The following is a 20,944-nucleotide window of genomic DNA, read 5'->3' on the forward strand; positions in this document are numbered from 1 at the left end:
TCCGACCCGTGCGACCCCTCCGAATCGGTAACGCCTCCGGTTTCTACGGCGACCGGTTCAGTGCCATGCGCGAGATGCTCACCGACGGGCCCCTCGACGTCCTCACCGGGGACTATCTCGCCGAGTTGACCATGCTCATCCTCGGGCGGGACCGGCTCAAGGATCCGGGGCGCGGGTACGCCAAGACCTTTCTGCGGCAGCTGGAGGAGTGCCTCGGGCTCGCCCGTGAGCGTGGCGTGCGGATCGTGGCCAATGCGGGTGGGCTCAACCCCGCCGGGCTCGCCGATGCCGTGCGGGAGCTGGCCGGGCGGCTCGGGCTCGGGGAGACGCGGGTCGCGCACGTCGAGGGCGACGACCTCGGCGACCGCTTTCCCGGGGCCCTCACCGCCAACGCCTACCTCGGCGGCGCGGGCATCGCCGCCTGTCTGCGGGCCGGGGCCGACGTCGTCGTCACCGGGCGCGTCACCGACGCCGCCCTGGTCACCGGGCCCGCCGCCGCGCACTTCGGGTGGGGGCCGACGGAGTACGACCGGCTCGCCGGCGCCGTCGTCGCCGGGCACGTCCTGGAGTGTGGCTCGCAGGCCACCGGCGGCAATTACGCCTTCTTCGCGGGAGGAGGGAGGGACTTGGGGCTTCTGCGCCATCCCGGTTTCCCCCTCGCCGAGATCCACGAGGACGGCTCGGCCGTCATCACCAAGCACGACGGCACCGGCGGCTTCGTCGACGTCGGGACCGTCACCGCGCAGCTCCTCTACGAGACGCAGGGCGCCCGGTACGCCGGACCCGATGTGACCGCCCGACTCGACACCGTCGCCCTCACGCAGGCCGGCCCCGACCGCGTACGGATCGACGGGGTGCGTGGTGAGGCGCCGCCGCCCACCCTCAAGGCGGGGCTCAACCGCCTCGGCGGCTTCCGGAACGAAGTCGTCTTCGTCCTCACCGGGCTCGACATCGAGGCGAAGGCCGCGCTCGTCCGTGCCCAGCTGGAGGACGCCCTCGACCGTGCCAAGTCCCGCCCGGCGCACGTGCGGTGGGAGCTCGCCCGCACCGACCGCGAGGACGCCCCCAGCGAGGAGTGCGCCAGCGCCCTGCTCCGCCTCGTCGTGCGGGACGCCGACGCGGACGCCGTCGGCCGCACGATCAGCGGCGCCGCGATCGAGCTCGCCCTCGCCAGTTACCCGGGCTTCCACGTGACCGCACCGCCCGGCAAGGGCTCCCCGTACGGCGTCTTCGAGGCGGCGTACGTCGACCGCGGCACCGTCGACCACGTCGCCGTCCTGCCCGACGGGGAGCGGCGCCCGATCCCCTCCGGCGCCGACACCCGCGTACTCGAAGACCCGGAACCCCCGCCCCTGCCCGCGCCCCTCCCGCCCGGCCCCACCCGCCGCGCCCCCCTCGGCCTCGTCGCCGGCGCCCGCAGCGGCGACAAGGGCGGGGACGCGAACGTCGGCGTGTGGGCGCGGACCGACGACGCCTGGCGGTGGCTCGCCCACGAGCTGACCGTGGACCGCTTCCGCGAACTCCTGCCGGAGACCGCCGAGCCGGCGGTCGTCCGGCACGACCTGCCCAATCTGCGCGCCTTGAACTTCGTCGTCGAAGGGCTGCTCGGCGAAGGCGTGGCCGCGCAGGCACGGTTCGATCCGCAGGCCAAGGGCCTGGGGGAGTGGCTGCGCGCCCGCCACCTGGACATACCGGAGGTTCTGCTGTGACACAGGAGGTTCCGCTGTGACCGTCCTCGCCTCCGCGCTCGACCCCGCGAGCGCCGAGTACGCCGAACACCGGCAGACCATGCTGGACCGGCTCGCCGAGCTCGACGCCGAGCAGGCCAAGGCGCTCGAAGGGGGAGGGGCGAAGTACGTCGAGCGGCACCGCAAGCGCGGCAAGCTGCTCGCGCGGGAGCGGATCGAGCTGCTCCTCGACCCCGACACACCCTTCCTCGAACTGTCCCCGCTCGCCGCCTGGGGCAGCGACTACCCCGTCGGCGCCTCCATGGTCACCGGCATCGGCGTCGTCGAGGGCGTCGAGTGCCTGATCACCGCCAACGACCCGACGGTCAGGGGCGGTGCCTCCAACCCCTGGACGCTGAAGAAGGCCTTCCGGGCGCACGAGATCGGGCACGCGAACCGGCTGCCGTCCATCCACCTCGTGGAGTCGGGAGGTGCGGACCTCCCCTCCCAGAAGGAGATCTTCATTCCGGGCGGCGCCCTCTTCAAGCACCTCACCCAGTCCTCGGCGGCCGGGATTCCGACCATCGCCGTCGTCTTCGGCAACTCCACGGCGGGCGGCGCGTACGTACCCGGCATGAGCGACCACGTGATCATGGTCAAGGAGCGGGCGAAGGTCTTCCTCGGCGGACCGCCCCTGGTGAAGATGGCGACCGGCGAGGAGAGCGACGACGAGTCGCTCGGCGGCGCCGAGATGCATGCCCGCACCTCCGGCCTCGCCGACCACCTCGCCGAGGACGAGCGGGACGCCCTGCGCCAGACCCGCCGGGTCGTGAAGCGGCTCAACTGGCGCAAGGCGTACGCCGACCCGGACCCGGCATCCGTCGAGGAACCCAAGTACGACGAGGAGGAGCTCCTCGGCATCGTCCCCGGCGACCTGAAGAAACCGTTCGACCCGCGCGAGGTGATCGCCCGCATCGTCGACGGCTCCGACTTCGACGAGTTCAAGCCGCTGTACGGGAGTTCACTCGTCACCGGGTGGGCGGCCCTCCACGGCTACCCCGTCGGCATCCTCGCCAACGCGCAGGGCGTGCTGTTCAGCGAGGAGTCGCAGAAGGCAGCACAGTTCATCCAGCTGGCCAACCAGCGCGACATCCCGCTGCTCTTCCTCCACAACACCACCGGCTACATGGTCGGCAAGGAGTACGAGCAGGGCGGCATCATCAAGCACGGCGCGATGATGATCAACGCCGTCTCGAACTCGCGCGTCCCGCACCTCTCCGTCCTCATGGGCGCCTCGTACGGCGCCGGGCACTACGGCATGTGCGGGCGCGCCTACGACCCCCGCTTCCTCTTCGCCTGGCCCAGCGCCAAGTCCGCCGTCATGGGCCCCCAGCAGCTCGCGGGCGTCCTGTCGATCGTCGCCCGCGCCTCCGCCGCCGCCAAGGGACAGCCCTACGACGACGAGGCCGACGCCGGGCTCCGCGCCATGGTGGAGCAGCAGATCGAGGCCGAGTCGCTGCCGATGTTCCTGTCCGGGCGGCTCTACGACGACGGGGTGATCGACCCGCGCGACACCCGCACCGTCCTCGGCCTCTGCCTGTCCGCGATCCACACCGCCCCCTACGAAGGCGCGCGCGGCGGCTTCGGCGTCTTCCGGATGTGAGGCAGTGACGATGACGATGACGATGATCAAGTCAGTACTCGTGGCCAACCGGGGCGAGATCGCCTGCCGCGTCTTCCGCACCTGCCGAGAGCTCGGCATCGCCACGGTCGCCGTGTACTCCGACGCCGACGCGGACGCCCTGCACGTGCGCGAGGCCGACACGGCGGTACGGCTGCCGGGGGCGGCGCCCGCCGACACGTATCTGCGCGGCGACCTCGTCGTGAAGGCCGCACAGGCCGCGGGCGCCGACGCGGTCCACCCCGGCTACGGCTTCCTCTCCGAGAACGCCGGCTTCGCGCGGGCCGTCCTCGACGCGGGCCTCACCTGGATCGGGCCGCCGCCCGGGGCGATCGAGGCGATGGCGTCCAAGACCCGCGCCAAGGAACTCATGGGCGTCGAGCCGCTCGGTGACGTCACCGAGGCCGACCTGCCCGTCCTCGTGAAGGCGGCCGCGGGCGGCGGCGGACGCGGCATGCGCGTCGTGCGCGACATGGCCGACCTGCCGGGGGAGCTGGCGGCCGCTCAGGCGGAGGCCGCCGCCGCCTTCGGTGACGGCGAGGTGTTCGTCGAGCCGTACGTCGAGGGCGGCCGCCACGTCGAGGTGCAGATCCTGGCCGACGCGCACGGCACCGTGTGGCCGCTCGGCACCCGCGACTGCTCCCTCCAGCGCCGCCACCAGAAGGTCGTCGAGGAGTCCCCCGCCCCCGGCCTCGCGCCGGAACTCATCGCCGAACTGCACACGCAGGCCGTGCGTGCCGCCCGCGTCACCGACTACCGCGGGGCCGGGACGGTCGAGTTCCTGGTGGCCGACGGGGCAGACGGGAGCGCTGAGGGTGCTGGGCATGCGCACTTCCTGGAGATGAACACCCGGCTCCAGGTCGAACACCCCGTCACCGAGGCCGTGTACGGGCTCGACCTCGTCGCGCTGCAGATCCGCATCGCGGAAGGCCACGCCCTGGAGAAGGACCCGCCGGCCGCACACGGACACGCCGTCGAGGCCCGCCTCTACGCCGAGGACCCGGCCGCCGGCTGGGCCCCGCAGACCGGCACCCTGCACCGCCTGGACGTGCCGGGCGTACGCCTCGACACCGGCTACACGGACGGCGACACCATCGGCGTGCACTACGACGCGATGCTCGCCAAGGCCGTCGCCCACGCCCCGACGCGCGCCGAAGCCGTGCGCAAGCTCGCCGGGGCCCTGGAGCGCGCCACCGTCCACGGCCCGGTCACCAACCGCGACCTGCTCGTACGCTCCCTGCGGCACCCCGAGTTCACCGAAGCCCGGATGGACACCGGCTTCTACGACCGGCACGCCACCGAGCTCACGACCCCCACCCCCGACCCGCACGCCCCACTCGCCGCCGCCCTCGCCGGCGCACACGGCGCTTCCCGGTTCGGCGGCTGGCGCAACCTCCGCTCCCAGCCCCACCTCAAGCGCTACCGCACCGAGCCCGACGGCACGGAGCACGAGGTGCGCTACCACCACACCCGGCGGGGCCCGGCCGCCGACGGCGTGACGGTGATCGAGGCGACGGCAGGACGCGTCGTCCTCGAAGCGGGCGGCGTACGACGTACGTTCACGGTCGCCCGGTACGACGGCCGCGTACACGTCGGCACACCCGACGGGGACACCGCCCTCACCCCGCTCCCGCTGCTCCCCGAGCCCACCGCCCGCCGCGCGCCCGGCTCGCTGCTCGCCCCGATGCCGGGCACCGTCGTCCGCGTCGCGGAAGGGATCGCCGAGGGGCAGCCGGTCACGGCCGGGCAGCCCCTCGTCTGGCTGGAGGCCATGAAGATGGAGCACCGCATCTGCGCCCCCGCCTCCGGAACGCTCACCGCCCTGCACGCCGTGCCCGGCCGCCAGGTCGAGGTCGGCGCGCTGCTCGCCGTCGTCCAGGCAGCCGTCAAGGCCGTCGTCCAGGAGGAGGAAGCCTCATGAGCACCGCTCGCAGCACCACTCCCCGCACTGTCCTCGAAACCGAGGAGCACCAGGCCCTGCGCACCGCCGTCGCCGCACTCGGACGCCGGTACGGCCGCGACTACATGGCCCGGGTCACCGCCGCCGGAGGTCACCCCGACGAGCTGTGGGCGGACGCCGCCAAGCTCGGCTACCTGGGCGTGAACCTGCCCGAGGAGTACGGGGGAGGAGGCGGCGGCATCGCCGAACTCTCCATAGTCCTGGAGGAGTTGGGGGCGGCGGGCTGCCCCCTCCTCATGATGGTCGTCTCGCCCGCGATCTGCGGCACGGTCATCGCCCGCTTCGGCACCGAGGAGCAGAAGCGCACCTGGCTGCCGGGGCTCGCCGACGGCTCCCGCACCATGGCGTTCGGGATCACCGAACCCGACGCGGGCTCGAACTCCCACCGCATCACCACCACGGCCCGCCGCGACCCGGACTCCGGCGACTGGCTGCTCACCGGCCGCAAGGTGTTCATCTCCGGCGTCGACATCGCCGACGCGACGCTCATCGTGGGCCGTACGTCCGACGCGCGGACCGGCAACCTCAAACCGTGCCTGTTCATCGTCCCGCGCGACGCCCCAGGCTTCGAGCGGCGCCGGATCGACATGGAACTCCAGGCGGCCGAGAAGCAGTTCGAGCTCGTACTCGACGACGTACGGCTGCCCCCGGAGGCGCTGGTGGGCGACGAGGACGCGGGCCTCCTCCAGCTCTTCGCGGGCCTCAACCCCGAACGCATCATGACCGCCGCGTTCGCGCTCGGCATGGGCCGGTACGCGCTGTCCCGCGCCGTCGAGTACGCCAAGGAACGCAGCGTGTGGAAGTCCCCGATCGGCGCCCACCAGGCCATCGCCCACCCCCTCGCCCAGTCCCACGTGGAGATCGAACTCGCCCGCCTGATGATGCAGAAGGCCGCCAGGCTCTACGACGAGGGCGACGACGTCGGCGCCGGCGAGGCCGCCAACATGGCCAAGCTCGCCGCCGCCGACGCCTGCGTGAAGGCCGTCGACCAGGCCGTGCACACCCTGGGCGGCAACGGCCTGACGAAGGAGTTCGGCCTCGCGTCACTGATCGTGGCGTCGCGGGTGGCGCGGATCGCCCCGGTGAGCAGGGAAATGATCCTCAACTACGTCTCGCACCAGACGCTGGGCCTGCCCAAGTCCTACTGAGACGCACTCTGAGACCCACTGAGACCTGATGAGGAGCGCCTTCCGTGAGTCTTTCCGTCTCATCACCGCTGCGCGGCGTCACCACCGTCACCCTCGACGCACCCGAGCGCCGCAACGCGCTCTCGGCGGAGCTGGTGGGCGCCCTTGCCGAGGCACTTGACGATCTCGGCGGGGACACCGCGACCCGCGCGGTCCTCCTCACCCACACCGGCACGACGTTCTGCTCGGGCGCCGACCTGAAGGCGCCGCCCGACCCGCGGGACTTCGTGGCGCTGCTCCGGCGGATCGTGGCGCTGCCCAAACCGGTCGCCGCCCGGGTGGACGGGCACGTGCGGGCGGGCGGACTCGGGCTGCTCGGCGCCTGCGACCTGGCGGTCGCGGGCCCGGCGGCGACCTTCGCGTTCACGGAGGTCCACATAGGGGTGGCCCCCGCCGTGATCTCCCTGCCCCTGCTGCCCCGCCTCGACCCGGGCGCCGCGTCCCGCTACTGCCTCACCGGGGAGCGCTTCGACGCGGCGGAGGCGGCCCGGATCGGCCTCGTCACGGCGTACGCGTCCGACGTGGACGCCGCCCTCCAGCCGATGCTCGACGGGCTCCGCAAGGCCGCGCCGCTCGCCCTGGCCGAGACGAAGAAGCTGCTCACGGCTAAGGTGCTCGACGCATTCGACGACCAATCGGACGCCCTGATCTCCCTGTCCGCGCGGCTCTTCGGCTCCGCCGAGGCGCGCGAGGGGATGACGGCGTTCCTCGAACGACGGGAGCGCCCATGGGTGCTGTGACCGCCGCCGACGGGACCGCGCGGGAGCGCGCGCCCAAACAGGACCGCAGCCGCGCGACGCGGCAGAAACTCCTGGAGGCCGCCGTGTCCTGCCTCGCCGAACACGGCTGGGCGGGTTCGACGGTCTCGGTGGTCGCCGAACGGGCGGGGGTCTCGCGGGGCGCGGCGCAGCACCACTTCCCCACCCGGGAGGACCTGTTCACGGCGGCGGTCGAGTACGTCGCCGAGCAGCGCTCCACGGCGTTGCGCGCCCTGCCCGCCCAGGACAGGGCCTCCGTGGTCGCCGCCCTCGTCGACCTCTACACCGGCCCCCTCTTCCGCGCCGCCCTCCACCTGTGGGTGGCCGCGTCCAACGAGCCCGCCCTGGGCTCCCGCGTCACGGAACTCGAATCCCGCGTCGGCCGCGAGACCCACCGCATCGCGGTGGACCTCCTGGACGCGGACGAGTCCCGCCCCGGCGTCCGCGAAACGATCCAGGGCCTCCTGGACATGGCGCGAGGCCTGGGCCTCGCAAACCTGCTCACGGACGACGGGGCGCGGCGGGAACGGGTGGTGGCGCAGTGGACGGTGCTGGTGGAGTCGGCGCTCGACTGATGTGTACGTTCCTCGACCGTCGGCAGGTTCCGGCCCTTCCGGCGTTTGAGGAGCGGGGTCCGGGGCGGAGCCCCGAGGTGTCAGCGCACGAGGGGGCTCTCAGCCCGTCCGGCGATTGAGGACGAACTCGGCGGAGCCGGTGACGGGCCGAGCCCCGTGCGACAGGCGTCAGCGTGCGATGTCCCCGAAACCCTCGATCTCGCGGGGGTTACGGGAGCCGGGCCCCACGTACCGGGCGGAAGGCCGGACAAGCCGTCCCGTCCGCTTCTGCTCGAGAATGTGCGCCGACCACCCGGCGGTCCGCGCACACGTGAACATCGACGTGAACATGTGCGCCGGCACCTCGGCGAAGTCGAGGACGATCGCCGCCCAGAACTCCACGTTCGTGGCGAGGACGCGGTCGGGCCGGCGGGCGTGCAGCTCGTCGAGGGCCGCCTTCTCCAGCGCCTCGGCGACCTCGAAGCGGGGCGCCCCCAGCTCGCGCGCGGTGCGCCGCAGCACCCGCGCGCGGGGGTCCTCGGCCCGGTACACCCGGTGCCCGAAGCCCATCAGCCGCTCACCCTTGTCCAGCGCCTGCTTCACGTACGCGACCGCGTCCCCCGTGCGCTCGATCTCCTCGATCATGCCGAGGACGCGGGACGGGGCGCCACCGTGCAGCGGCCCGGACATCGCACCCACCGCCCCGCTCAGCGCCGCCGCGACATCCGCGCCCGTCGACGCGATGACCCGGGCCGTGAACGTGGACGCGTTCATGCCGTGCTCGGCGGCCGACGTCCAGTACGCGTCGACGGCCTGCACGTGCTTGGGGTCGGGCTCCCCGCGCCACCGCTTCATGAACCGCTCGACGACCGTCTCGGCCTTGTCGATCTCGCGCTGCGGGACCATCGGCAGGCCCTGGCCGCGGGCGGACTGGGCGACGTACGAAAGGGCCATGACGGCGGCCCGCGCCAGGTCCTCGCGGGCCCGCTCCTCGCTGATGTCGAGCAGCGGCCGCAGGCCCCAGACGGGGGCGAGCATCGCCAGGGCGGACTGGACGTCGACGCGGATGTCACCGGAGTGCACCGGGATCGGGAAGGGCTCGGCGGGCGGCAGACCGGGGTTGAAGGCGCCGTCGACGAGCAGGCCCCACACGTTCCCGAAGGAGACGTGGCCGACCAGGTCCTCGATGTCGACGCCGCGGTAGCGGAGCGCGCCGCCTTCCTTGTCCGGTTCGGCGATCTCCGTCTCGAACGCGACGACTCCTTCAAGACCGGGTACGAAGTCGGACATCAGGCGGCTCCTCATGATCGGTTCGACAGCGATCAGCTCATGACCAAGTGTCAAAGGTGGGCGTTGCCGGTCCGGTTCCACGGTCGTGTCCGCCGATGTGCGGCGAATCCGGCGACTCGCGGTCCGGAACGGTCATCCCGGTGATGCCCCGTGAGGCTGGTGGTCACCCAACCGATACGGCAGCAGGACGATATCCCTTGGTGCCACCTTTGGCGATGGAATGCGGCACTCAGTGCCACACGTCACCTCTCCGTGGCGCGGTGGGCCCCCTCGGGCACCCCTGTGGCGGAGGCAAATACGGCAAGATGACCGCGTGACCGACTCCAGTGCCCCTCTCCCGGAACCGGCTGACATGCGCGAGCAGTACGTCACCGGAGGGCTCTCCGAGGCCGAGCTGCCCGCCGAGCCCATGGACCAGTTCGCTCTGTGGTTCAAGGAGGCGGCACGGGACGGGGACGCCGTGCCCGAGCCGAACGCCATGGTCGTCTCGACGGCCGACGAGACGGGCCGGCCCAGCTCGCGCACGGTGCTCCTGAAGGGCTTCGACGACCGCGGCTTCGTCTTCTTCACGAACTACGGGTCCCGCAAGGCCCGCGAGCTCACCGCCAACCCGTACGTCTCACTGCTCTTCCCCTGGCACGCCATGGCCCGCCAGGTGATCGTCTCCGGCACGGCGGAGCGGGTCGCCCGCGAGGAGACGGTCGCCTACTTCCGCACCCGCCCGCACGGCTCCCAGCTCGGCGCCTGGGCCAGCGCCCAGTCCTCCGTACTCACCTCACGCGCCGAACTCGACCGCGCCTACGCGGACTTGGCGTCCCGCTACCCCGAGGGCGAACAGGTCCCCGCGCCCCCGCACTGGGGCGGCTTCCGGGTCACTCCGCTCACGGTGGAGTTCTGGCAGGGCAGAACGGACCGCTTGCACGACCGTTTGCGGTACGTGCGGACGGAGGACGGCGAGTCCGGCGGGCCCGGCGGGTCCGGCGGTTCCTGGCGGGTGGAACGCCTCAGCCCGTGAGTCCCGCACTGCTACCCCATCAGGACCCGCGCTGCTACCCCGCCAGGACCCCGTCCAGGAACGGTTCCACCGCTGCGCGCCACGCCGCCGGCTGGTCGTAGTGCACGAGATGGCCCGCGTCGGCCACCTCCGCGTACTCCCCCCGGGGCAGTACGCGGACCATCTCCTGGGACTCGGCGCGGCCCAGCTCGCCGTCCTGGCCGCGCACGACGAGGGCGGGGCAGCGGACCTGGATGAGCTCCTCCCAGTGGGCGTCGTGCACCCACGTCTCGCGGGAGCTGAGCATCTGGGCGCGGTCGAAGACGGGCCGCCAGCCGTCGGGGCCCTCGGTCATCACCTCGGCGAAGAACTCGCCGCGGGCGGGGTTGGGGCGCTCCACCCAGGGGTCGTCCTCGCCGAACCACTTGCGTACGTCGGCGAGCGTCGCGAACGGCACCGGCCACGACTTGAACCAGTCCTCCCACTCGCGCTGGGAGGCGGCGCCGAGGGCGGAGGCCCGCATGTCGCAGATGATGAGGCCCTGGACGAGGTCGGGGCGGCGGGCGGCGAGCTGCCAGGCGGTGAGGGCGCCCATGGAGTGGCCGATGAGGACGGCGGGGGCGAGGTTGAGCTGGACGAGGGCGGCCTCGGCGTCGTCCACGTAGGCGTCGCGGGTGTAGGGGCCGTCGGCGGGCTTCTCGCTCCTGCCGTGGCCGCGCTGGTCGAGTGCGACGGCGCGGTGCCGCTCGGAGAGCCAGCGGGCGGTGCCGGCCCAGTGTGAGGCGCGGCCCATCAGGCCGTGCAGTAACAGCACCCCGCCGGGCGCTCCCTCGGCCTCCCTGAGCTTGGGAGGGTCGGCGTACTCCCAGGCGGCGAGGCGTACGCCGCCTGTGCCCGTCACGTCGATGCGCCGCACCATGGTTTCCGGCACCCCCCTTGGTTCCGCTCGGGTTTCACGCCTGGTCCTGCTTCACACCCCCGCACGCTATCGAACTCCCTTTCGAAAGCGGCCGGTTCGCCGATAACACCCCTCCTTCGGGTGACCACGCGCAAGGATTGACCGGCGTGGCCGAGGGGAGATCTTCATCGGGAGGCGGGCCGCTCGGGGAGATCGGTCCGAGGGGAATGACCCTGAGAGCTCGGGGCTCCGGGTCAGCACAGGGGAGGACAGGCCCCGGCGCTCACCAGCGCCGGGGCCCTCACCGGGCTCACCAGACGGGCACATCCTCCAGCCCCCTCTCCGGCCGACCGGCCAGACCTTGCGCCGACACGGTCAAGAGCCCTCAGGTCATATGCCTCTCGCGACAGCCTCGCACGCAAAACGCTCGCGCGCTGCGATTCCGCACACTGAATCTTGGATTCCGCAAGATCTCACGAAGATCACGACGACCCGTCAACTACCTCCCGCTTCCCGCCAGTTGACCGCAGTACGGGAAGAGGGGGCTGCGGGGCGGGGCGGGGACCGGCGACCTGACGGCTCCGCGCTCAGCCGCTACGCGGCTCCGCGCTCAGCCGCCCCGCGCTCAGCCGCCCCGCGCTTGGCGACCCTGCGGGTCAGCCGGTCGGCGATCTGGCGGCCCCGCGCCTTGGCGAGCCCGCAGGTGAGTCCTCGATGGCGCGGCGGCTCACCGCTCGCCCCCGGCTCAGCCCGCGGCGTCCCGGCGGCTCACCACTCGGCTATCCGGCGGCTGCCGCTAGGCGGCTTGCCGCTCGCCGGAATGGTGACTCGGCGGTCGGCGGTCGGCGAGCCCGCGCCGGCCCTCGGCGGCCTCGTAATGGCCACCCGCAGGCTCAGCGCTGCACCCAGCGGGTCGGCACTTGCCCCCAGTGGGGCGCCCGTGACCCCGCGAGTCCGCGCTCGGCGGAGCCGAGGGGGCTCGGTCGCCCGTGGCGTACCGCTAGGCGCCCCCGCTGATCACCGCCCGCGGGGGCAGCGCCAGCCGTCGGCGGCATGGTGCTGGCCACCACAGGGGCAGCGCTTGGCCCAACGTGCCGGCGCCCCTCGGCGGGGGCAGGGCCCATGACTCCGCGACTCCGCGACTCCGCGCTCGGCGGAGCCGAGGGTCGGTCACCCGTGGCGTACCGCTAGTCGCCGCCCGCGGGGGCAGCGCCAGGCCCAGCGGGCCGGCGCCTCTCGGCGGGGGCAGGGCCCATGACCCCGCGACTCCGCGCTCGGCGGAGCCCGGGGGCTAGGTCACCCCGAGGGGCGCCCCTCACGGGGGCAGCGCCTACGAGCCCGTGCTCGGCGGAGCCGAAGGGGCTCGGTCACCCGTGGCGTACCGCTGGGCGCCCCCGCCAGTCACCGCTTGGCGACGAAGACGTGGGACGCGACCTCCGACGTCAGCTCCGCGGCCTCGCCGCTGCTGCCGACCAGGACGCCGCCCGCGGACTCCGTCACGCTCACCACGGAGCCCGGCTGCACGCCGGCCCGGCGCAGCGTGTACATCAGCTGTGCGTCCGTCTGGATCGGCTCGCCGATGCGGCGGACCACGACCGTCTTGCCCTCGGAGCCCGGGTCGAGCTCCGTCAGGGAGACCATGCCCTCGTCCAGGAACGGGTCCGCGCCGTCCTTCTCGCCCAGCTCCTCGAGGCCCGGGATCGGGTTGCCGTACGGAGACTCGGTGGGGTGGCGGAGGAGCTCCAGGACGCGGCGCTCCACCGCCTCGCTCATCACGTGCTCCCAGCGGCAGGCCTCGGCGTGCACCTGCTCCCACTCCAGCCCGATCACGTCGACGAGCAGGCACTCCGCGAGGCGGTGCTTGCGCATCACACGGGTGGCCAGGCGGCGGCCCTCCTCGGTGAGCTCCAGGTGCCGGTCGCTGGCGACCGCCACCAGGCCGTCGCGCTCCATGCGCGCCACGGTCTGGCTCACCGTCGGGCCGCTCTGGTCGAGCCGCTCGGCGATCCGGGCGCGCATGGGGACCACACCTTCCTCCTCCAACTCGAGGATGGTGCGCAAATACATCTCAGTGGTGTCAATCAGCCCCGACATGGGTGCCCCTCAGAATTCGCTCGTGCGCTGGCCCTGCCCTCAATTCTGACGCATACCACTGACAACCGTGTCGCGCCGGTGGAATTCCCGCCCAGTACGGGCCTGTGGCGGCCCCGCGAGGGTCGTACGACGGTGTTGACAGGGCACTGGTCCAGACCGCAACGTGATGCGAATGAGCTCGAAGAGCAAGAGCGAGAGCAGCAGCGAGAGCAAGTCGGCGGGGCAGTACTTCGACGCCGCCATCGGACTGCTCCAGAAGGTCCGCGACGAAGAGTCCGGGCACGTGGCCGACGCCGGCACGCTGCTCGCCGACGCGGTCGAGTCCGGCGGCCGCCTCTTCGCCTTCGGCGCCGGGCACTCCTCCCTCGCCGCGCAGGACGTCGTCTACCGCGCGGGCGGCCTCGCCCTCGTCAACCTCCTCGCCGTCCCCGGCGTGGTCGGCGTCGACGTCATGCCCGCCACGCTGGGCTCCGCCCTGGAGCGGGTCGACGGCCTCGCGGGCGCCGTCCTCGACTCCTCGCCGGCCCGCCCCGGCGACGTACTCGTGATCATCTCGCTCTCCGGGCGGAACTCGCTGCCGGTGGAGATGGCCATGAACGCCCGCGCCCTCGGCCTGAAGGTCATCGGCGTCACGTCGGTGGCGTACGCGACGGAGACCAGGTCGCGGCACGTCTCCGGCACGTTCCTGAAGGACCACTGCGACGTGGTGATCGACTCCAAGATCGCGGTGGGCGACGCGGAGCTCTCCCTCGACGGGGTCGACGCGCCGTTCGGACCCGCGTCCAGCGTGGTCACCAACGCGCTGATGCAGGCCATGACCGCCGCGGCCATCGAGAAGCTCGCCGAGCGCGGCATCCAGCCGCCACTGCTCCGCTCCGGGAACGTGGACGGCGGCCACGACTGGAACGGGCGCGTCTTCCGCGAGTACGGAGATCGCATCTTCTACCGCCACTGACCGGGCACCGCGCCCGCCCCGCCCCGTGCCGCGCCGCCGCCGACCGCAGGTCTCACGTGGCTGAGCGCGCAGTTCCCCGCGCCCCTGCAGGGCGCGTACGGCGCCGGGCCGGGGAGCGCAGGGCTCAGGGACCCAGCACCTCCGCCAAGTCCAAAGACGTGGCCACCCTCGACGCGACGCTCTCCGCGTACGTCGCGTCGCCCGGTTCGAACTGGCCCCGCGAGGCCCCCCGGAGGAAGGTGAGGACGCCCAGCGTGCGCCCCCGGCTCCGCAGTACCGCGCACAGCGCGTGGAACGAGTCCTCGGGCCACTGCCGGGCCGTCGCCCACTGCCGTGCCCGTTCGGGCGAGGCCGCCGCCCCCGCGCTGGCCCGCACCGAACCCGTGCGCTCCACGCACTGGGGAGCGGGGTGCCCCTCGGGGTAGCGGACGGGGATGCCCGCCGTGGCGACGGGCAGGCAGGGGCCCGGCGGCCCCGCGGGCGTCTCCGCGACCCGCACCAGCCGCACCGGGTCGTCGCCGGCCGTCAGGTCCAGCAGGGCGTGGTCCGCGAACCCGGCGAGGGCGAAGTCGAGCTGGACGGTCGCCGCCTCCATGGGGTCCTCGCACTCCGCGGTGGCCCGCGCCGCCCGGTGCAGCTGCTGGGAGCGGAACCGCAGCTGCGAGGCCTCCTGCTCGGTCTGCTTCGCCTCCGTCACGTCGAGGAAGAGCCAGCCGACGCCGAGCGGCACGGGTTCCTCCGCGAGCGGCGAGGCCAGCCGAAGGAAGCCGCTGCGCCAGCAGCGCCGCTCACCGGAGCCCCCGCCCTGCTCCCCGGCCGCCCCCGACCGCACCGACACCCACATCTCGGCGGGCGCGGGCGGCGTCCCCTCGGCCAGCACATGGGTCAGCGCGCTCTCCAGCTCCTCGACGCCCTGCCCGAGGAGATCGGCGAGCGGCCGCCCGAGGACGGCGGCGGGGCCCACCCCGAAGGCGCGGGCGGCGTGTTCGTTCACGACGGCGGGCCGCAGGTCCGCGTCGACGAGCACCACGCCCCAGGAAGCGCTTTCGAAGAGGGCCTCGCTGAGGGCGATGGACCGCTCCAGGTCTATTTGCGCGTGGACCTCGCTGAAGGCGCAGTACACCCCTGAGGGCTTGCCGTCGCCGCCCCGCACGGACGCCGACTGCATCCGTACGAGCACCCGCCCGCCGTCCTTGGTGACGAGCGCGAACTCGTGGACCTGGCGTCCCGGCGCGTCCATCGCGGACAGCAGCCGCTCCTCGACCTGCCCGGCGTCGGCGGCCCGCACCGCCCACCCGGCGAATCCGCGCCGCCCGACGGCCTCCGCCGCCGACCAGCCGAGGATCCGCTCGGCCTCGCGGTTCCAGTGCGTCACCACACCGTCGGCGTCGAACGCGCACAGCGCGGCGTCCATTCCGTCGAGCAGCGCCGCGAGCAGCTCGGCTCCGCCGGGCTCGGGCTCTTCAGGACCCAGTTCGTCAGTGGTTCCGCTCTGTCGCGAAGCACTCACGTGGCACCCCCTACAGGCCGTCTGCCTGTACCGCATGTCAGATCATTCAACTGGAACGTGACCCACCCCACAGGAAGTTCCCAGAAGTCGAAGGCAATCGGAGGGAATCGGAGGGAAATCGTCGCGCGGAAATTAGGTTGTGCGTCCCGCGGGGCGGTTCCTAGGGTGGCGTGCACACGAGAAGGGAGGTGGTTCGGCCGATGTATGGAAACCGGACGCGTGAGGTGACTGCGGGCTAGCGGCCCGACGTCGCAACTCGAATTCGGCGCCGGACCAGCGCGTGTGGTGTGCGCAGCCGGCCCTATTCCCAAGCAGTCACCCGACCCGCGAGCCGCCGGTACGTCCGGCCGGCTTCCTCCGCCCCAGGCGGCAGGAACCACGGCTCGCGGGTCGTCTGCGTTCCCGAGGGTGCCGGGTGGTCAGCCCTTGCTGACCGCCGTGAGGATCTCCGGCAGGCGGCGTGCGAGCCGTGGGGCGGCCAGGCGCGTGCCGAGTTCCGTGATGCCCGCGCCGTACGCCCCGCCCAGCGGGAGCAGGAGCCAGGTCCAGGAGGCCGCGCCCGAGGCGTGCAGCCAGATCGTCAGGGTCAGGACGGGGGCGCAGAGCAGGGCCGCCGCCACCATGCCGCCGAGGATGGAGATCCAGGCGAGCCCCGCCTGGCCGGGGGCGACGTTCTTGTAGCCCTCCTGCGGGATCGAGTAGGGGAAGCGGGTCGAGGACCACGCGCCCGTGGCGAGCATCGCGCCGAGCAGGGCGAAGGAGAGGCCGAGGACCTCCGGCAGGGCGGGCCAGTCGCCGAGCATGGCGGTGGTGAGGACGGTGACGAGCGCGGCGTACGGGAGGGTGATGAGGAGCAGCGCCAGGGCCCGGCCGCGCAGCTCCACGTACGCGTCGCGCGTCGAGGAGATCGCCATCGCCACCATCCAGAACGCCGACGTGTCCTGGCCGAACTGGTTGTACATGAGGATGCCGAGCATCCCCGCCGCGAAGCACGCGAAGTAGACGGAGCCGGTGCCTTGCAGGGCGTTGAAGAGCGGCACGATCAGGCCGATGGCGAGGGAGGTCACCCAGGCCGCCTTGGTCTTCGGGTCGCGCCACACGTAGCGCAGGCTGCGGTCCATGACGGTGCCGGTACGGCCCGCGGGGAGGAGCGCGCCGAGGGCGCCGGAGACACGGGAGGTGCCCTTGTCGGGTTCGGCCGCGGCGAGCGTGGAGCCGTCCGGTGTCGTCATCAGGCGGGTGAGGCTGCGCTGCCAGAGGGCGAGCAGGGCCAGCAAGGCACCGAGCGAGAGGGCGAGTTGGGCCGCCGCCGTCGCGTACGCGCCCCCGCTCACCGAGTCCACCGCGCCCAGCGCCGCGGCCGGCGGGATCCAGCGCACGACGTCCGCCGCCGGGTCGAGCGTGTCGAGGCCGGACGAACCGAGCTTCTGCGCGCCGAAGTTGACGAGCTGCGCGCCGACCGCGACGACGAGGCCGCTGAGGACCGCGAGGTCGCGCCCCTTGCGGCTGGTGAGGAGCCGGATGTTGGCGGCGGCGACCGCGCGGGCCAGCGCCACGCAGAGGAGGAGGGTGAGGGCGGTGGCGAGGACGCCGGTGACGGCCGCCGCCGCGCCGTGGGCCAGCGCGACGGTCGCGCCGGCCGCGAGGCAGAGGGTGAACAGCGGGCCGATGCCGACGAGGGACGCCACGAGGAGCGCCCGTACGAGCGGGCGGGGGCGCAGCGGCAGCATCACCAGGCGCGTCGGGTCGAGCGTCTCGTCGCCGCTGGGGAAGAAGAGCGGCATGACGGCCCAGCCGAGGGCGAGCACGCCGACGAGCAGGACGCACAGGGTGGCGGCGTGGTCGTTGCCGCGCAGCGCGATGAGGCCGAGGAGCTGGAGCGCGGCGAAGAGGAGCGAGACGGCGACGGACGCGATGTAGGCGGCGCGGCGCCCTGCGGACTGGCGCAGGCCGTTGCGCAGGAGGGACAGCTTGAGGGATACGAGTACGGAGGTGACGGGGGTGATGGCCGCGGACGGTGTGGTCATCGGGGGCCGCCGCCCAGCCAGTCGAGGTCGGAGCTCGCGTCGCGGCTGTGCGCGCCGACGAGTTCGAGGAAGGCCTGTTGCAGGGAGGGGGCGGCGCCCCGCACCTCCGCGAGGGTGCCGTGGGCGCGGATGCGGCCCGCGGCCATGACCGCGACCCAGTCGCAGAGCGACTCGACGAGTTCCATGACGTGCGAGGAGAAGACGACGGTGGCGCCGGAGGCGGTGTAGCGCTCCAGGACGCCGCGGATGGTCTGGGCGGAGACGGGGTCGACGCCTTCGAACGGCTCGTCGAGGAAGAGCACTTCGGGGTTGTGGAGGAGCGCGGCCGCGAGACCGGTCTTCTTGCGCATGCCGGTCGAGTAGTCGACGACCAGTTTGTGCTGGGCACCGGCGAGGTCGAGTACGTCGAGGAGCTGGGTGGCCCGCTTGTCGACCTCGGCGCCCGGCAGGCCACGCAGCCTCCCCGTGTACGCGAGGAGTTCGCGCCCCGAGAGCCGCTCGAAGAGGCGCAGGCCCTCGGGGAGTACGCCGATGCGGGCCTTGACCTCGACGGGGTCGCGCCACACGTCGTGGCCGACGACTTCGACGGTGCCGTGGTCCGGCCTGAGGAGGCCGGTGACCATGGAGAGAGTGGTGGTCTTCCCCGCCCCGTTGGGGCCGACCAGGCCGATGAACTTGCCCGCGGGGAGGCTCAGATCGATCCCGGCGACCGCGACCTGCTCGCCGAACCGCTTCCAGAGCCCCTGGATCCGTACCGCCGCCGCTTCGGTCACCGTGCCGCCCTTCGCCGCTTCCGCCGTGTCCGCCCGTCCGCACGATACGACGGCGGCGGCACCCCGGGGGGTCAGCCGCTCAGCGGCGCGCTTCCCTGCCGCACGCGTACGCCAGCGGCGAGATGATCTCCTCGGCGTCCGGCAGCCAGCGGTTGGCGGCGGTGGGGCGGCAGGCCCACTGGACGGCGCCGGAGGTGCCGAAGCGGGTCGGGGGCGCGGCCATGTAGGTGCCCTCGCCGAGCGGGACGAGGTCGATGGCGGCCGGCGGCCAGCCCAGCTTACGGACCAGGTCGGGGACCTTGGCGGTGGCGCCGGGCAGCACGAAGAACTGCATGCGGCGGTCGGGCGAGCGGGTCACGGGCCCGAGCGTGAGCTCCATGCGCTCCATGCGGGCGAGCGCGAGGAAACCGGCGGTCTCGGGCACGTCGATCGCGTCGAACGTACGGCCCGTGGGGAGCAGGATCGACGCCTTGGGCTGCTTCTGCCAGAGCCGTCGGGCGACCGTCGCGCTGCCGGTGGCCTGGGTCGCCCAGTCCTCACGGGCGGCGTGTGCGCCGGGCGCGTCGCACGGGTCGTCCCCGCACGAGCATCGCTCGACGCCTTCGACGGACTCGAGCCAGGTCCCGGGGAACACGTCCCAGTGACGCTCCTCCGCGTACCGCACGGCCGTGTCCAGCAAGGCTTCTCCGCGCTGCTTCGGGATCTGCGCGGCTGACGTCACTCCGATGGTCTCTTCCACGGGAGTCTCAACTCCCGCTGCCACCCCGGGTTACGGGCGCACGCGACGGCGGGGGAGGAGCATCGATCCTGCGGCTGGGGCGCATGGGTGCATGGGTGGGGGCGCGCGTGGGGATTGGCTGCCGGGTGCGGGTAACCAGGTGACGAGCAATCAGAGAACGCCTCGGAAGGAGCCCGGGAGCAGCCCGGGGGCCGACAGGTCCGTACAGATTGCCATTAGTACTTCTTAATGGCTTCTTTTGCTTCTTTTGTGGCGCATCTTCGCCTTGCCTCAAGGGCATTGATCATCGCGAGGCGGCCCCAGACGGCCGACCGATCCGATGGTCCACGGTGCACACAGGGGGTACGCCATGGCCGCCAGGCCGCTCGTCGCGCGACAGCCCAATGAAAGGCTGCAGGCGCTCATCCAGGAAGCCGGCTGCTCCAACGCCGGACTGGCCCGCAGGGTCAACATGTGCGGGGCGGAGCACGGTCTCGACCTGCGCTACGACAAGACGTCCGTGGCCCGCTGGCTGCGCGGGCAGCAGCCGCGGGGACGGGCGCCCGGCATCATCGCCGAGGCGCTCGGCCGCAAGCTGGGCCGCACCGTCACCATCGACGAGATCGGCATGGCGAACGGCAAGAACCTCGCCTCCGGCGTGGGACTGCAGTTCTCGCCGACCGTTCTCGGCGCCATCGAGCAGGTCTGCGAGCTGTGGCGCAGCGACGTGGGCCGCCGCGACTTCCTCTCCGGGTCGTCCGTGGCCGCGTCCGCGCTCGTCGAACCCAGCCGCGACTGGCTGATCTCGTCGCCCGACTCGCAGGTCGGACGGGCCGCGGGGCCGCGCGTCGGCATGGCGGACGTCGCGGCGGTCAAGGCGATGACGCAGGCGCTGACCCAGCTGGACCACCAGTTCGGCAGCGGGCACGTGCGGCCGGTCGTCGTGCACTACCTCAACTCCGTCGTCTCCGGCCTGCTCGCGGGCTCCTACCGGGAAGCGGTCGGGCGCGAACTGTTCGCCGCCGTCGCCCGCTTGACCGAACTCGCCGGCTACATGGCAGTCGACACCGGCCAGCCGGGCCTCGCCCAGCGCTACTACATCCAGGCGCTCCGGCTCGCCCAGGCGGCGGGCGACCGCGGATACGGCGGATACGTCCTCGCGGCGTCGATGAGCCACCTCGCCGCACAGCTCGGCAACCCGCGTGAGATCGCGCAGTTGGCGCGGGCCGCACAGGAGGGGACGCGCGGACGGGTCACGCCCCGCGCGGAGGCGATGTTCTACGCCGCCGAGGCGCGCGGGCACGCGCTGCTCGGTGACGCGCGGGCCACGCAGGTCGTGGCGGGGCGGGCGACCGAGGCGATGGACCGCGCGTCCGGCAGCACGGCCGACTCCGGCGACGACCCGGTCTGGATCCGGCACTTCGACCACGCATATCTGGCCGATGAAATGGCGCATTGTCACCGGGACTTGGGCCAGGCGGACGCGGCGGCCCGCAGCGCGCAGGAGTCCCTGGACGGCCACCCCGAGACGCGGGCACGCCGCCGCGCGATCGGCCTCGTACTCCTCGCCACGGCACAGGTGCAGCGGCGTGAGGTGGAACAGGCCTGCCACACGGGCCTGAAGGCCGTCGAACTCCTCGGCACGCTGCGGTCGAACCGCGGCGCGGAGTACCTGGAGGACTTCCAGGAGCGGCTCGAGCCGTACCGGGAGGAGCCGGTGGTACGGGAGTTCGGGGCGCGGGTGGACGTCCAGGCGGCATAAGGCGACACGACGCACCCCTGAACAGCGTCGGCGAGGGAGGTTTCGTTACTGCCGACGCCCGGCGGAGGGCGGCGTTCTGAGCTGCGTGGCAGAGGGATGTGGCGACCCGGTAGCGT

16 protein-coding genes are annotated in these 20,944 nt (G+C 72.8%); 9 read left to right on the forward strand and 7 right to left on the reverse strand.

Features of this window, described 5'->3' with window-relative positions; all coding sequences use genetic code 11:
- Positions 1 to 8: 8 nt before the first annotated feature.
- The 6 genes from ACI2L3_RS08645 to ACI2L3_RS08670 are packed head-to-tail and all read left to right on the forward strand — an operon-like array spanning position 9 to position 7,828.
- Entirely contained in the window at positions 9 to 1,709 is a 1,701-nt protein-coding gene (locus tag ACI2L3_RS08645) for an acyclic terpene utilization AtuA family protein (protein ID WP_404751576.1), read from the forward strand.
- A 16-nt stretch (positions 1,710 to 1,725) separates the two neighbouring features.
- Complete coding sequence (locus ACI2L3_RS08650) at positions 1,726 to 3,330, forward strand: acyl-CoA carboxylase subunit beta (protein WP_404751577.1); 1,605 nt, start codon at positions 1,726 to 1,728, stop codon at positions 3,328 to 3,330.
- Between the two features lie 22 nt (positions 3,331 to 3,352).
- Positions 3,353 to 5,269, forward strand: a complete 1,917-nt coding sequence (locus ACI2L3_RS08655) for an acetyl/propionyl/methylcrotonyl-CoA carboxylase subunit alpha (RefSeq protein ID WP_404751920.1) — start codon at positions 3,353 to 3,355, stop codon at positions 5,267 to 5,269.
- Positions 5,266 to 6,456 carry an acyl-CoA dehydrogenase family protein gene (locus ACI2L3_RS08660; RefSeq protein WP_404751578.1) on the forward strand — a complete coding sequence of 397 codons (1,191 nt, stop codon included), beginning with the start codon at positions 5,266 to 5,268 and terminating at the stop codon, positions 6,454 to 6,456. Before ACI2L3_RS08655 ends, ACI2L3_RS08660 begins: the two co-directional genes overlap by 4 nt.
- Positions 6,457 to 6,500: 44 nt before the next feature.
- Positions 6,501 to 7,235 (forward strand): enoyl-CoA hydratase family protein, encoded by a 735-nt coding sequence (locus ACI2L3_RS08665; RefSeq protein ID WP_404751579.1) that lies wholly within the window; start codon positions 6,501 to 6,503, stop codon positions 7,233 to 7,235.
- Positions 7,223 to 7,828, forward strand: a complete 606-nt coding sequence (locus ACI2L3_RS08670; protein WP_404751580.1) for a TetR/AcrR family transcriptional regulator — start codon at positions 7,223 to 7,225, stop codon at positions 7,826 to 7,828. The genes ACI2L3_RS08665 and ACI2L3_RS08670 overlap by 13 nt, the downstream gene beginning before the upstream one ends.
- Before the next feature lie 168 nt (positions 7,829 to 7,996).
- On the opposite strand, the gene ACI2L3_RS08675 is transcribed toward ACI2L3_RS08670, so the two are convergent.
- The gene (locus ACI2L3_RS08675) at positions 7,997 to 9,097 is read right to left on the reverse strand and encodes a citrate synthase 2 (RefSeq protein WP_404751581.1); all 1,101 of its coding nucleotides are present in this window, start codon (positions 9,095 to 9,097) and stop codon (positions 7,997 to 7,999) included.
- 313 nt (positions 9,098 to 9,410) lie between these two features.
- On the opposite strand from ACI2L3_RS08675, the gene pdxH reads away from it, so the two are divergent.
- Positions 9,411 to 10,112: a pyridoxamine 5'-phosphate oxidase gene (gene pdxH, locus ACI2L3_RS08680; protein ID WP_404751582.1), complete on the forward strand. Its 702-nt coding sequence runs from the start codon at positions 9,411 to 9,413 to the stop codon at positions 10,110 to 10,112.
- A gap of 34 nt (positions 10,113 to 10,146) precedes the next feature.
- Here pdxH and ACI2L3_RS08685 read toward each other — a convergent pair whose 3' ends face one another.
- Together ACI2L3_RS08685 and ACI2L3_RS08690 are read right to left on the reverse strand one after the other, a co-directional pair.
- A complete protein-coding gene (locus ACI2L3_RS08685; RefSeq protein ID WP_404751921.1) occupies positions 10,147 to 11,010 on the reverse strand; it encodes an alpha/beta fold hydrolase in 864 nt (287 codons plus the stop codon).
- Between the two features lie 1,380 nt (positions 11,011 to 12,390).
- A complete protein-coding gene (locus ACI2L3_RS08690) occupies positions 12,391 to 13,083 on the reverse strand; it encodes a metal-dependent transcriptional regulator (RefSeq protein ID WP_361721226.1) in 693 nt (230 codons plus the stop codon).
- Positions 13,084 to 13,255: 172 nt separating this feature from the next.
- Between ACI2L3_RS08690 and ACI2L3_RS08695 the strand changes: the two genes are divergently transcribed.
- Positions 13,256 to 14,038, forward strand: a complete 783-nt coding sequence (locus tag ACI2L3_RS08695; RefSeq protein ID WP_404751583.1) for an SIS domain-containing protein — start codon at positions 13,256 to 13,258, stop codon at positions 14,036 to 14,038.
- A gap of 124 nt (positions 14,039 to 14,162) precedes the next feature.
- On the opposite strand, the gene ACI2L3_RS08700 is transcribed toward ACI2L3_RS08695, so the two are convergent.
- The 4 genes from ACI2L3_RS08700 to ACI2L3_RS08715 all read right to left on the reverse strand — a co-directional run bounded on the left by ACI2L3_RS08700 (position 14,163) and on the right by ACI2L3_RS08715 (position 19,087).
- Complete coding sequence (locus tag ACI2L3_RS08700; RefSeq protein WP_404751584.1) at positions 14,163 to 15,548, reverse strand: PAS domain-containing protein; 1,386 nt, start codon at positions 15,546 to 15,548, stop codon at positions 14,163 to 14,165.
- Positions 15,549 to 15,967: 419 nt separating this feature from the next.
- Complete coding sequence (locus ACI2L3_RS08705; RefSeq protein ID WP_404751585.1) at positions 15,968 to 17,575, reverse strand: transporter; 1,608 nt, start codon at positions 17,573 to 17,575, stop codon at positions 15,968 to 15,970.
- Complete coding sequence (locus ACI2L3_RS08710) at positions 17,572 to 18,348, reverse strand: ABC transporter ATP-binding protein (RefSeq protein WP_404751586.1); 777 nt, start codon at positions 18,346 to 18,348, stop codon at positions 17,572 to 17,574. Before ACI2L3_RS08710 ends, ACI2L3_RS08705 begins: the two co-directional genes overlap by 4 nt.
- A 79-nt stretch (positions 18,349 to 18,427) precedes the next feature.
- Complete coding sequence (locus ACI2L3_RS08715; protein ID WP_404751587.1) at positions 18,428 to 19,087, reverse strand: bifunctional DNA primase/polymerase; 660 nt, start codon at positions 19,085 to 19,087, stop codon at positions 18,428 to 18,430.
- Between the two features lie 349 nt (positions 19,088 to 19,436).
- Between ACI2L3_RS08715 and ACI2L3_RS08720 the strand changes: the two genes are divergently transcribed.
- On the forward strand, positions 19,437 to 20,828 hold the full coding sequence (locus ACI2L3_RS08720; RefSeq protein ID WP_404751588.1) for a transcriptional regulator: 1,392 nt from the start codon (positions 19,437 to 19,439) through the stop codon (positions 20,826 to 20,828).
- Positions 20,829 to 20,944: the final 116 nt, after the last annotated feature.

It is taken from the genome of Streptomyces sp. NPDC029674, from assembly GCF_044903205.1.
Classification (GTDB): Bacteria; Actinomycetota; Actinomycetes; order Streptomycetales; family Streptomycetaceae; genus Streptomyces.

Excerpts from the sequence above, each read along its gene's own strand:
- ACI2L3_RS08655 (WP_404751920.1), top strand. The coding sequence starts at position 3,353 with ATGATCAAGTCAGTACTCGTGGCCAACCGGGGCGAGATCGCCTGCCGC.
- ACI2L3_RS08660 (WP_404751578.1), top strand. The coding sequence starts at position 5,266 with ATGAGCACCGCTCGCAGCACCACTCCCCGCACTGTCCTCGAAACCGAG.
- ACI2L3_RS08670 (WP_404751580.1), top strand. The coding sequence starts at position 7,223 with ATGGGTGCTGTGACCGCCGCCGACGGGACCGCGCGGGAGCGCGCGCCC.
- ACI2L3_RS08675 (WP_404751581.1), bottom strand. The coding sequence starts at position 9,097 with ATGTCCGACTTCGTACCCGGTCTTGAAGGAGTCGTCGCGTTCGAGACG.
- ACI2L3_RS08685 (WP_404751921.1), bottom strand. The coding sequence starts at position 11,010 with ATGGTGCGGCGCATCGACGTGACGGGCACAGGCGGCGTACGCCTCGCC.
- ACI2L3_RS08690 (WP_361721226.1), bottom strand. The coding sequence starts at position 13,083 with ATGTCGGGGCTGATTGACACCACTGAGATGTATTTGCGCACCATCCTC.
- ACI2L3_RS08695 (WP_404751583.1), top strand. The coding sequence starts at position 13,256 with ATGAGCTCGAAGAGCAAGAGCGAGAGCAGCAGCGAGAGCAAGTCGGCG.
- ACI2L3_RS08705 (WP_404751585.1), bottom strand. The coding sequence starts at position 17,575 with ATGACCACACCGTCCGCGGCCATCACCCCCGTCACCTCCGTACTCGTA.
- ACI2L3_RS08720 (WP_404751588.1), top strand. The coding sequence starts at position 19,437 with ATGGCCGCCAGGCCGCTCGTCGCGCGACAGCCCAATGAAAGGCTGCAG.